We start from the raw sequence: 11,822 nt of genomic DNA, 5'->3' as shown, positions 1-11,822 counted from the left end.
GGCGCACGGCGTCAACTGCGGCAAATTCGTCGATAGAGGACCTCTTCAGCGGAAAAGATCAGCTCCGAGACGTAAGGGACTGGTCGGCTCTCCGGGCGAGGGCGCCCATGGATCGGACCCACATTGAACCACATACACCCCCCAAAGTTGCCGCTCGGTGCATTTTCCTGAACCGTTCCGGTCGGCTCAGGGGTGCTACCTACTGTGGGCAGGCCAGCAAGAACCACCCCCCGCTTCGAGCTCTTCCGGCGCCTCGCCACGCGCCTCGGTGTCCCCGGGCGAAACGCCGAGGATGTCGCGCAGGACGCGCTTCTGCGGGCATGGGAGGCGCGGGAGCGGATCGAGCCGGGCGGGGATCCAGCGCCGTACGCGGTCACGGTCGCCCTGAACCAGGCGCGGACGCACACCCGGAACGCGCGCCGTCGGGGCGAGGTCCTCACCCCGTTCGACGATCGCGAGCTCCAAGACGAGTGTCCCAGCCCGGAGGACCTGGTCCGGAGACGGCAGCGGGAAGCGCTCACCCGGAACCTGATCGGCCAGCTCGATCCCAAGTACCGCGACCTCCTGATCAAGCACGAGCTCGAGGAGCAGCCGCTCGCCGATATCGCCGCCGAGCTGGGGCTCAAGCTGGATACCGTGAGGACCCAGCACCGCCGGGCTCGCGAGCACCTGGAGGCGGCGAAGCGGCGCTGGGTAGCCCGGCAGCGGTCGCGCGGGTGGGACGAGGAGGCGTGCGTCCCGGTGGGGCTCGGCCTCTTTCGCCGCGGGTGGTGGATCGCCACGCTGCGCAAGCTGGGCGCGAGAGTCCTCGTGCAGGTGGCGTTCGTGGCGCTCACCGGCACCGTCGTTGGAGCGCTTCCTCCCTCGTCCGGCACCGAGGCGCGGTTCCGGCCGGCGACGGTGCACGGGCCTGCCGCCGCGCCCTTAACGCTCGGCACGGCGCCGCCCGGCGAGCAACGCGAGGTGCTGCCGGCGGTCGCCACGACGGCGGCCTTGGTGCAGGGCATTGAGCCGCTCAGCGAAATGCGTGCCGCCCCTCGAGTAGTCGCGGCGAACCGCAAGCACGCGTCGTCCACCCCGAAGGCCCCTAATATCCCGGCCCCGCCTCTGGGCGGCGCAGCACGCCCGACCGCCAGCGAGCGCGAGAAGAACCTGATCCTCGAGGCGCGCAAGGCCATCGAAGCCCGCAACGCCAGGGCCGACGTCGAGGCGCGACGCCTACTCGACATGCACGCGATGGAGTTTCCGCGCGGTCAGCTCGCCGCGGAGCGCGAGGCGCTGCTGCTGCAAGTGCGCTGAATCATCGGCTGTCCGGCAACACGTAGCCAGCGGTGGAGACGGCGGTGTCCTTGCGCGACGCGAGGCCGAGGTCCGCCCTGGTCCGGGGCACGAGAATGAGCACGTCCAGGAGACGCAAGGAAGCCGCGGCGGAGCATGGGCGCACGCCGCGTCAAATCGAGCACGTGGAGCGTCCGGCAGTGCGCGTCCCAGTCGAGGCCATCATGAGGCACTCGGGGACGTCCCTGCGGCGCTGGCTGCTCGCTGTTACCTGGCACCACATCCTCCACTACCGGGAGCGCTGCGGCGTACACGACCCCAGGGATGGAGAGGCACGCGCCGTCACCCTTCGGGCAAGTGGAGGCTCGGCTGGCACTTCGTCGCCTGGAGCGGCTCAGGCCCGAGCTGGGTGCCGTGCTCGCGGGCACCGCCTTGGGCTACACCGCTGAAGAGATCGCGGCAGAGCTCGGGGGGAGCCCGACCGCAACGAACAGACGGATGCACCGCGGCAGGCGGCAACTCCGGCAGGTACTCGGCCGAGCGAGGCGCTGACGTAGCTCGCCGTCGTCGCGTGTGACGAGCTCATCGAGCATGGCCTGCGCTAAAGGCCCAGATATCATCATGGGCCTGGCCACTTCCGGCTCTCGCCCGGGTCGACGGTGGTGGGCGCGGGGTCCCTGACTTGAGCGACGCGCCGTGCAGCGGAGTGGCCGGTACGAGGTTCCATGCGGTGACTCTTGACCGCTCCAGTCGTGACCCGTTCTGCCGCACTGGGTATGGCCCATGAGGCCGGCCTCTGACACGCCGCCGGGTACGTCGCTCTGGACTGAGCGGGACAGGTGATCACGAGGCGCGAAACGGCCAGGTGCGCGGTGGCGGGGCTGCACTATGGAGGACAGTCGCTGTCGGCGACATCCCACTCGCCCCACATGTGGCCACCGGCGTTCACGCAGCGGTTGGGCACTCTCTCCTCGATTCCAGGAGTGCGCCAGCACGTGTCCTCCCAGGACTGGCCCTCCGGGATACCCCACAGGATCGAGGAGAACTGCCTGGCATTAGCTGCCCGGCAACCATCGTCCTTCCACGACCCCCAATGCAGGTCGCCGGCGATCGCGGCGCTTGCCCCAAAAACCAACATGACGATTACCAACGCCGCCTGGCAACGCGGGCTACGACAACGAGCCATGTTGCTCCCTTTCTGGCCACCTGCGAAATCGCCCACCGACGTCGACTGCGAACCGAGGTTGGGGGACCAGCAGACTCGGCACCAGTCGGTTTGTAGGGCAGGCAGACGCCCCCGCAAGGCCATGGCGCTGCGGAGCACAGCCTCCGGGCTCGGATCCGCCGCTTTTCGAGCTTCCGCTCGCTACAGCTTTCGACGTGCTGCCTACCTTGAAGGCTTAGCTGGCATATGAGTACTCGTGGCAACTGTCAAGCGACAGTACTTTTACTGACGCTCTACGGGGACGGTGAGCCTGTCCGCGGAGCGGCTCGGCATCGATGACGGATAGGCCTACTTGCTCACCAGGACGGCACACCGTCGGCGTGGGACTTGACGGAAACGTGAGCAGCCCGACGTTCACTGTGCACAGGGCACCAAACCGGGACCATAGGGCGGGCATCCATACTGACATTGCGGCTCGTCAGCGCACTATGATGTACAAATGGAGCGGAACACATGAAAGGTCCTGCAAAGATCGTGGCTTGGTTCGTCGTGTCAACCATGACAGAACTCACTGGCTGCAGTGCCGAGGCGGTCGGTTCTGATGCAGGTCAGGTGGCATTCGACCAGTCGACGCTTCTCAACGACGATGTAGAAGAGAACGTGGCCGAGGAGAGCGATGCCCTGACCGGCGTGGTGGACACCGGCTTCGACGTGAAACGACATGGATTCTCCTTCGCGAACAAAGATTGGAGAAACGTGTGCTACACGATCGTCGGCGCGACCAGGCTCCGCTATAGTCCCAGTAGCCCGCTATGCCTGAATGATCTGGGGCTCTGTGGAGGGATGTCACTGGTGGCGGGAGAGCGCTTCCGCAACGGGATGACAAGCATCGATCTAACGAAACCTGGGGCAGAGCCTATGATAGCGGACGGCCAGATGCGAACGCTGGATCCCGGAATAGTTAAGAAATGGCTCAACTGGATCGCGGCCCCGGACAGAGGACACTGGCACGACCCGAGCCACTCCGTAGGCTACAGGATGCGGAAGGATTGGCAGAACGAGATCAGACCGCGCCTGGACCGTGGAGAGCCGGTAGTTATCGGCCTGGTGAGGAGCAAGCGGGCGCGGCTCACCGATCTCAGGGAGTTGGGCGCGATCGCAGAGCTTGACAAGCAGCACGCGGTCCTCGGGATCGGTTACGCACAGCTGGATAAAAAGGTGGAGCTTCGTTGCTACGACCCGAACTATCCGCGGGACGTCCTCCTGATGACCTTCTTGCCAGGAAAGGCCAGTGTCGCCGAGCGGCTCGCTTCCGGAGCTGTGATAGATCAAAGCCGCAAGGCACCTCGCGGGCTCATGTTCGTTCGCGGGGTGCCCACCCCGACGAGGCCGGACGATGGCACCAGGCCTCCGGAGCGCAGGCACTGTCCAGCAAATCGGCCGAAGTGCTGCGGTAGCGTCACGGCGGAAGGGTGCGACGGGCCGTGCGTGGGACGAAATGCAGACTGCCCTTAGTACGACAGTCGTACCTCAGCGCCCGGAGGAGCCATGAGAAAGCGGTCTAGTTCGGTATCCCGACGCTCCAGGCTACCTTCGACACCTGCTCGCCCCCGCCGATGAGGATCCGAACGCGGCACTCCCGCGTGATCGACCAGCCAGGGCGGTTCCAGGAGGGTGCGCGTCTCGACCTCGCCACGGGGATGGTTTTCGCCCGGCAACGTAGGCCAAGGGCTCTGCGACCTGGCGACGGCGGTGCGCTCTCTCATGGGACTTTCAGGCCTGTTGGACGGCGGCTGCACACGATGGACTCAAGAGCCTACCGAACTTAGGGAGCCGTCGAGCAACTGCCGCTCGCCTCACACCCCCCGCGGGAAATCCCCCTGCGGCGGGATCCGCGGGTCCTGCGTCGGATCGGGCGACGGCGGCTCCGGCTGCTCCGGCCCCGGGTCCCCCGGGTTCGGCGGCAGCGGGACCTCCTCCTCACCCCCGGGGACGTCCGTCTTCGCGAGCTCATGCATGCGGCTGTTCATGGCGACCTCTCTCCGTTCTTTCTCTGCTGGTCTCTGTCGGTTTCTTCCGCGCCCTCGCTGCAATTTTCAAGCCACACCGCACGCCCCGCCCCCCGCTTGACGCCCCGCCCCCGCATCCGTGATCTCCGACCGGCGCCCGTGCTCTCGATCCGCCACGACCCCTTCCCGCTGGAGGCCGCCCGCGACCTGCTCGGCATCGTGCGCGCGCTGTACGCCGCGGCGCGCGCCCGCGGGGCCAGCGTGGCAGATCTCCACGCCATCGCGGCGGTGGGCGACGATCTGCGGCAGGCGATCGCCCTCGCGGAGGCCCACCCGCCCGGCACGCTCGGGTTCTCGTCGGCGTGGACGCGGGCCGAGCGCGCGGCGGGGCGCGTGGGCGAGCTCGCGGATGCGCTCGCGCCCGCCGCGCCGATCGTCCGCGCCGCCCTGGCGCGGGTCGGCGGCGGCAACGTCAAGTCCGGGTGAGCGCCGTCCGGGTGAGCGCCCCGGCGCTCGGGGTGAGCGCCCCGGCCCCGACGATCGGGTGGTCCGGCGGGATCGGCCAGGAGAGCGCGCGCGACGCGACCGCGCAGTAGGCAGCGAGGCGCTCGCGCGGCACCGCGGCGCGGGAGCCGAGACGACCGAGGTTGTCGATCAGCAGCTCCAGGCAGCTGTTGCCCACCCGCTCGCCGACGCCGAGCGCCGTGGCGTGGACCCGCTCGACCCCGCACGCCACCGCCCAGAGCGCCGCGGCGAGGCCGAGGCCGCGGTCGTTGTGGCCGTGCCAGTCGAGCTCGAGGCGGGGCGCGCCGAGCGCGGCGAGCTCGCGCCGGGCGAACGCGATGAGCGACGCGACGCCCGGCGGGGTGACGTGGCCGGTCGTGTCGCAGAGGCAGATGCGCGCGGCGCCGGCGTCCACGGCGGCGCGGAAGAGCGTGCGGAGCATGTCGGGCGGCGAGCGGGTCGCGTCCTCGGCGACGAGGCAGAAGGGCAGGCCGGCCGCGGCGGCGGCGCGCGCGGCGTCCTCGACGCTGCGGACCAGGAAATCGGGGCCCCACCCCTCGACGAAATGCCGGATCGGCGAGCTTCCGATGAACGTGTAGACCACGATCGGCGCGCCCGTGCGGTCGGCCACGCGCGCGACCTCCTCGACGTCGGCGGCGATCGTGCGCGCGGCGGCGGTCAGGGCGAGCGGGAGCCTCGAGGCGACGATCTCCCGGACGAGCAGGCACGCGTCCTCGAACTGCCGCGGGCCGGCCGCCGGGAGGCCGAGGTTCACGGCGTCGACGCCGATGCCCGCCATCGCGTGGACCAGCTCGACCCGCTGCGCGGGCGACGGGTTCACCGTGGAGACGCCCTGGATGCCGTCGCGCAGCGTCTCGTCGAGCACCTCGACCGGCCGGGCCGCCCGGCCGAGCGGGAGCCACGCGTCGTCCTCGGCGCGAACGGCAGCCCAGCCCTCGGCGAGCAGGCGCCCGAGCGGCGGCGGGCGCTCCGCGGGCGCGGGCGCGGAGGCGGCGCGGTTCCAGTCGAAGGGGGCCGCGGTGCTGGGATCCCGGCCGTCGCTCATGCGCTGCATGTCAGGGAGGTACTCTCGGCAGGGCGCATGCCCGGCGCGCCGCGTCGAACCGGCGTGGAGCAGAGGGTACTGCATGTCGGCGCCCGGAGCAGGTCCCGATCTACCGGCACGGCGCGGCACCGACCAGCAGGCCCGACGCTGTCATCGACCTCACGCCCCACGCGCCGGGACCGGACCGCTCTCCGCGCGGAGCGCGGCGGTTCAAAAGTCGGATGCCGCATGGCGAGCGGCGGCGTACAAGGCGCATGAGGACGATGAAGACAACCACGCTCCGTTCCGCGCTCGCGCTGGGCGCCCTGCTCCTGACCGCCATCGGGTGCGAGGAGAAGACACCGACCGCCGCGCCCGAGGGGAGCGCGCAAGGCCAGGTCGCGAAGCTCTCGGTCGCTTCCTATGACCCCACCCGCGAGCTCTACCAGGAGCTCAACCCGGCGTTCGAGCGGTGGTACAAGCAGACGACGGGCAAGGACGTCGACGTGGAGACCGACCACGGCCCGTCGGGCAAGCAGGCGCGCGACATCGCCGCCGGCAAGGAGACCGACGTCGCCGCCCTGTCGGTCGACTTCGACATCGACACCATCGCCAAGGCAGGCCTGCTCCCGGCGACCTGGCGCGAGCGCCTGCCGAACGGCTCGGTGCCGTACACGTCGGCCGTCATCTTCCTCGTCCGCAAGGGCAATCCAAAGCAGGTGAAGGCCTGGGAGGACCTCGCGCGGCCCGAGATCGTGTCGCTCTGCCCGGATCCGAAGACCGGCGGCGGGGCGCGCTGGATCTACCTCTCGACGTGGGCGCACGCGGCCCGCAAGGCCAAGGCCGAGGGACGGACGGAAGCGGAGGCCGAGACAGCGGCGCGGGAGTTCACCGCGAAGGTGTATGACGACGCCATCCTCGATCCGGCCATGCGCGGCTCGTCGACCCGCTTCATCGTGCAGCGCACGGGAGACGTCCTCTTCGGCTGGGAGAACGAGATCCTCCAGATCGCCGCCGACCCGGCGACGGCCGACCAGTTCGAGGTCGTCGTGCCCTCGGACTCGATCACGATCGAGGTCCCCCTCGCTGTCGTCGACAAGGTCGCCGAGCGGCGCGGGGTCAAGGAGATCGCCGAGGCGTACGTGAAGTTCCACTTCTCGGACGAGGGCCAGGAGCTCATCGCGAAGCGCTTCAACCGCCCGTACAGCGAGGCGATCGCGAAGAAGCACGCCGATCGGCTCAAGCCGCTGACGCTGTTCCGGTTCAAGGACCATTTCACCAACTGGCCGACCGTGATGAGCGTCCATTTCGGCCAGGGCGCCGAGCTCGACAAGATGCGGAAGAAGTGATGTCGCGCGGCGCGCGCGTGCTCCCCGGGTTCTCGCTCTCCCTCGGCGTCACGGTGCTCTACCTGAGCCTCGTGGTCCTCTTGCCGCTCTCCGCGCTGTTCCTCAGGACAGCAGAGCTCGGCTGGGGGCGGTTCTATCAGGTCATCACGAGCAGCTGGGTCGCCGCGGCCGTCCGGTTCACCCTGGGCGCCTCGATCCTCGCCGCGCTCCTCAACGTGGCCGTCGGCCTGCTCATCGCGTGGGTGCTCGGCCGCTACACCTTCCCCTTCTCCCGCGTGATCGACGCGGTGATCGACCTGCCCTTCGCGCTCCCCACGGCCGTGGCGGGCATCGCGCTCTCCACGCTCTACGCCGAGACCGGCTTGCTCGGCGGGGCGCTCTCCAGCGTGGGTTTCCGGTACCCGTGGCCCGCGTGGCGCGGGTTCGCGGACGAGGGGTGGTGGCGCGGGTGGCCGATCGAGTGGACGGTGTACGACAGGATCTCGCTGGCGCCGCTCGGCGTGGTGATCGCGATGGCCTTCGTCGGGCTGCCGTTCGTGGTGCGCACGGTGCAGCCGGTGATCGAGGATCTGAGCCGGGACGTCGAGGAGTCGGCGGCCACGCTCGGCGCCAGCCGATTCCAGATCTTCCGCGCCGTCGTGCTGCCCGAGCTCGCGCCGGCGCTGCTCACGGGGTTCGCGCTGGCGCTCGCGCGCGGCCTGGGCGAGTACGGGTCGGTGATCTTCATCTCGGGCAATCGCCCCGACACCGAGATCGCCTCCCAGGTGATCATCAAGATGATCGAGGTGAACGAGACAGGCACCTACGCCGACGCCACCGCGGTCGCTGTACTGCTCCTCGGGGCGTCGTTCGCGCTCCTGCTCGCGATCAACCTGCTCCAGCGCTCCGCCGCGCGCGCCCACGCGGGCAGGGCGGCCGGGTGATCACCCGATGATCGCCCGCGGCTCGAGGACGTGAGGCGCGAGATGCTCGACGCGCGCTCGCGACCCGATGGGGCGGACACGGCCGGCGGCCGGGGCGGCCGGCGGCTGCTGATCGGCCTCTGCGTGCTGCTCGTCGGCGTGTTCCTCGTGCTGCCGCTCGGGGTGGTGTTCTGGCACGCCCTCGGCGAGGGCCTGCGCGCGTACGGACAGGCGGTCTTCGATCGCGCGACCTTCCGCGCCGTGCAGCTCACGCTCCTCACCACCGCCATCGCGGTGCCGCTCAACACGCTGTTCGGCGTGGCGGCGGCCTGGGCGATCGCCAAGTTCGAGTTCCGGGGCAGGAGCCTGCTGGTGACGCTCATCGACCTGCCGTTCTCGATCTCGCCCGTGGTCGCCGGCCTGTGCTTCGTGCTGCTCTTCGGGGCGAACGGGTTCTTCGGCGCGTTCGTGAACAGGACCTACGAGCTGAGCCTCGGGTTCACGAGCCTCGAGGTGTCGACGAGGGTCATCTTCGCCCTGCCGGGCATCGTGCTCGCCACGGTCTTCATCACCTTCCCGTTCGTCGCGCGCGAGCTCATCCCGCTGATGCAGGCCCAGGGGACCGAGGACGAGCAGGTCGCCCGCGTCCTCGGCGCGAGCGGGTGGCAGATCTTCTGGCGCGTCACGCTGCCCAACATCCGCTGGGGATTGCTCTACGGGGTGATCCTGTGCACCGCCCGGGCGATGGGGGAGTTCGGCGCCGTGTACGTGGTCTCGGCGGGATCGTCCGATCAGGTGACGCTGCCGCTCCACGTGGAGCGCGTCTATTACGCCAACATGGTGCGGGTCATGCCCGCGTTCGCCGTGGCGAGCCTCCTCGCCGGCGTGTCGGTGATCACGCTCGCCGTGAAGGCGGCGGTGGAGTGGCGGTTCAAGGGCGAGCTGAAGAAGAAGGACGGCGGGTAGAGGCCACCTTCCCTGGCGCCGAGCCCGCTCGATCGCGCGGTCGACGGCGACGTCTCCGCGGCGCGCGCCGCGTCGCGGTCGTGCGGCGGCACGGCACGATCTTGGCCGGGGGGCGCCCTCCCGGTGTAGCGTCCGCTGTCGTGACATCGTCCGCGCGCGGCCGCTGAACGGAACGCGCTGTCGGGCGGACAACAGGCTTCACGGGGGTTCATGAGCGCCGACGTTCTTGCCATGCATTGCGCAGCACTGCCGACGGCCCGTGCCGTCGGATTCAAGGGCACCGAGGCGCTGTGCCGTCCGTTCGAGTTCGACGTCCTGTTCACCGTGCCGGCGGGCACGGACGTCCGCGCCGCGGTCGCCGCGCCGGCGACGCTCACGCTGCTGCGCGGGGGCGAGCTGCAGCCGATGTGCTGGCACGGCGTGTTCGCGCGCCTCCGGCTGATACGCGAGCTGGCCGATCGCGCCCTCTACCAGGGATCGCTCGTGCCCAGGCTGTGGCTCCAGCGCTACTCGGTGCGCAGCTTCGTCCACACGAAGAGCAAGATCGACGCCTTCCTGACGAAGACGCTCACCCACGGCGGCCTCCCGGAGAGCGACTTCCGGTTCAGCATCGACACGGGCAGTTATCCGGACGAGGAGTTCGTCTGCCAGTACCGGGAGAGCCACCTCGATTTCATTCATCGCTGGCTCGAGCGCGAGGGGCTTTACTACCACTTCGAGCACCCGGTCGGCGACGGCGGCGTCGAGGCCATGGTCATCGTCGACAGCAAGGATCAGCACGAGCCGCTGAGCGGGGACGGCCGGGTCCGTTACCACCCGACCTCGAGCAACGACGTGACGGCCGGGGAGTGCTTCCGCGAACTGCACGTCGATCTCAGCTCGCTGCCTGCCGCGGTGCGCATCAACGATTACAACTACGCGAACCCGGCCGCGCCGGTGTCGGGCGAGCACACCGTGTCGAGGAACGGCCGCGGCGAGGTGCGCGAGTACGGCTACCGCGTCTTCACGCAGGACGAGGCGACGCGGCTGGCCCAGGTCAAGGCGCAGTCGATCGCGTGCCGCGAGCTCACCCTGCACGCGACCGGCAACGCCACGGGGCTGCGGGCCGGCTACGTCTTCCAGCTCGAGGACGGCCCGTCGGACATGCCCGTCCGCTACCTCGCCGTCGAGCTGCGGCATGCGGCGGCGATCACGGGCGGCTCGTTCGATATCGCGCGCTTCACGGGGATGGACGTGAACGAGACATACCGCGTCGAGGTCGTCGCGATCCCGGCCGGCGTGCAGTTCAGGGCGGCCCAGTCGACGCCGTGGCCGCGCATCTACGGCTTCGAGAACGGCGTGGTCGACGGCCCGAGCGACAGCCAGTATGCGCAGATCGACGATCAGGGGCGCTACCTGATCCGGTTCAACTTCGACGCGAGCGACCTGCCGGACGGCTCCACGTCGACGTACCTGCGCATGATGCAGCCGCACGGCGGGAGCATCGAGGGCTGGCATTTTCCGCTGCGCAAGGGGACGGAGGTCATGGTGTCGTTCCAGGGCGGCGATCCGGACCGGCCGGTCATCGCCGGCGTGGTGCCGAACGCCCACCGGCCGAGCACGGTGACGAGCCGCAACCTGACGCAGAACGTGCTGCGCACGGGCGGCAGCAACCACATGGTCGTCGAGGACCTCGAGGGCAAGCAGCACATCGACCTGTTCACGCCGGTCGGCGGCACGAACCTCCACATGGGCGGGCCCACGCGACAGGCGTTCGTGGTGCCGCCGCTGACGCCGGACGCGAACCCGACGATCCAGGCGGTCGACTGCATGTTCTACGTCTACACGGACGGCAACGCCGGGTTCAACGTGTGCGGAGAATGGTGGCAGAACGTCGGGGGCAAGTACTACCTCGATGTCAGCGACAACGCGACGATCCATTACGTCGGGATTCACACGCTCAACGTGGATGGGGATTCGAACGAGTTTTACAACACCTGCCAGAACATCACGGTGCGCTCGGGCCGCACCGATACGGTCCAGGCCGGCGGCATGGTGCAGGACATCCACGGCGGGCTCACCCAGAACATCGAGCCGGGCGGCAAGCAGGAAGTGACGGGGAGCTGGGTGCACAAGGTCAGCGCGCAGAACCACGATGATTACGGGGAATGGAAGACGGACGTGGACAAGACGTGGACCGCCACCGTCACCGGTGACATCAGCATCGAGAGCACGGCAGGGAAGATTCTCATCAAGAGTCCTACCGAGATCACCCTCGACGCTCCGAAGGTGAAGAACACCGCCGGTAGCCAGTGGTTCAAGGCGACGGGCGCCTCCGTGGAGCTCTACGGGACCAAGAACTCGGCGGGGATCCACAAGTTCGACGGGGCGGGAATCTCGATGAGCGTCAACGGGCAGAAGATGGAGGCGACCGCCAGGTCGATGGCGGCGACGGGCACCAAGTTCGAGCAGGTCGGGCAGGCCATGTCGATCACGGGGCTCAAGGTCGATCTCGCGCGCGCGAAGTTCGCGAACAAGCCGTTCGAGCTGGAGGCCGGCGAGATCGGCATCTTCAACGGTGCCTTCGAGTCTCGCGCGAAGGCCTTCATGAAGCTCGGTTAGTCC

Annotated in this window: 10 protein-coding genes; 8 read left to right on the top strand and 2 right to left on the bottom strand. The window is 69.1% G+C overall.

The genetic code is table 11. The features are described 5' to 3' along the window. The first annotated feature begins 204 nt into the window (after positions 1-204). The 3 genes from WME76_RS41445 (at position 205) to WME76_RS41435 (ending at position 3,958) form a co-directional block, all read left to right on the top strand. Positions 205-1,299 (top strand): RNA polymerase sigma factor, encoded by a 1,095-nt coding sequence (locus WME76_RS41445; RefSeq protein ID WP_437957674.1) that lies wholly within the window; start codon positions 205-207, stop codon positions 1,297-1,299. A 303-nt stretch (positions 1,300-1,602) separates the two neighbouring features. Beyond that, positions 1,603-1,830 (top strand): sigma factor-like helix-turn-helix DNA-binding protein, encoded by a 228-nt coding sequence (locus WME76_RS41440; protein ID WP_437957673.1) that lies wholly within the window; start codon positions 1,603-1,605, stop codon positions 1,828-1,830. 1,126 nt (positions 1,831-2,956) lie between these two features. Then, positions 2,957-3,958: a hypothetical protein gene (locus WME76_RS41435; RefSeq protein WP_437957672.1), complete on the top strand. Its 1,002-nt coding sequence runs from the start codon at positions 2,957-2,959 to the stop codon at positions 3,956-3,958. Positions 3,959-4,299: 341 nt separating this feature from the next. On the opposite strand, the gene WME76_RS41430 is transcribed toward WME76_RS41435, so the two are convergent. Next, positions 4,300-4,473, bottom strand: coding sequence for a hypothetical protein (locus WME76_RS41430; RefSeq protein WP_155797972.1), 174 nt, complete (start codon positions 4,471-4,473; stop codon positions 4,300-4,302). Positions 4,474-4,611: 138 nt separating this feature from the next. Here WME76_RS41430 and WME76_RS41425 point away from each other — a divergent pair, with 138 nt between their 5' ends. Next, complete coding sequence (locus tag WME76_RS41425; protein ID WP_061617462.1) at positions 4,612-4,938, top strand: hypothetical protein; 327 nt, start codon at positions 4,612-4,614, stop codon at positions 4,936-4,938. Here the strand turns inward: WME76_RS41425 and WME76_RS41420 are convergent. Continuing rightward, positions 4,925-6,022 (bottom strand): 2-isopropylmalate synthase, encoded by a 1,098-nt coding sequence (locus WME76_RS41420; protein ID WP_437957671.1) that lies wholly within the window; start codon positions 6,020-6,022, stop codon positions 4,925-4,927. The genes WME76_RS41425 and WME76_RS41420 overlap by 14 nt on opposite strands. Before the next feature lie 263 nt (positions 6,023-6,285). Between WME76_RS41420 and WME76_RS41415 the strand changes: the two genes are divergently transcribed. The 4 genes from WME76_RS41415 to WME76_RS41400 all read left to right on the top strand — a co-directional run bounded on the left by WME76_RS41415 (position 6,286) and on the right by WME76_RS41400 (position 11,819). Continuing rightward, the gene (locus WME76_RS41415; protein WP_437957670.1) at positions 6,286-7,350 is read left to right on the top strand and encodes a sulfate ABC transporter substrate-binding protein; all 1,065 of its coding nucleotides are present in this window, start codon (positions 6,286-6,288) and stop codon (positions 7,348-7,350) included. Next, the gene (locus tag WME76_RS41410; protein WP_437957669.1) at positions 7,350-8,273 is read left to right on the top strand and encodes an ABC transporter permease; all 924 of its coding nucleotides are present in this window, start codon (positions 7,350-7,352) and stop codon (positions 8,271-8,273) included. Before WME76_RS41415 ends, WME76_RS41410 begins: the two co-directional genes overlap by 1 nt. A gap of 42 nt (positions 8,274-8,315) precedes the next feature. Next, positions 8,316-9,218, top strand: coding sequence for a sulfate ABC transporter permease subunit CysW (cysW, locus tag WME76_RS41405; RefSeq protein WP_437962220.1), 903 nt, complete (start codon positions 8,316-8,318; stop codon positions 9,216-9,218). 231 nt (positions 9,219-9,449) lie between these two features. Next, positions 9,450-11,819: a type VI secretion system Vgr family protein gene (locus WME76_RS41400; RefSeq protein ID WP_437957668.1), complete on the top strand. Its 2,370-nt coding sequence runs from the start codon at positions 9,450-9,452 to the stop codon at positions 11,817-11,819. The last annotated feature ends 3 nt before the right edge of the window (positions 11,820-11,822 follow it).

Origin of the sequence: Sorangium sp. So ce119 (assembly GCF_051524405.1) — a bacterium.
GTDB lineage: Bacteria > Myxococcota_A > Polyangia > Polyangiales > Polyangiaceae > Sorangium > Sorangium cellulosum_G.
Note: the sequence above shows the minus strand (reverse complement) of the source record. Positions and strands in the feature narration are given on the sequence as shown.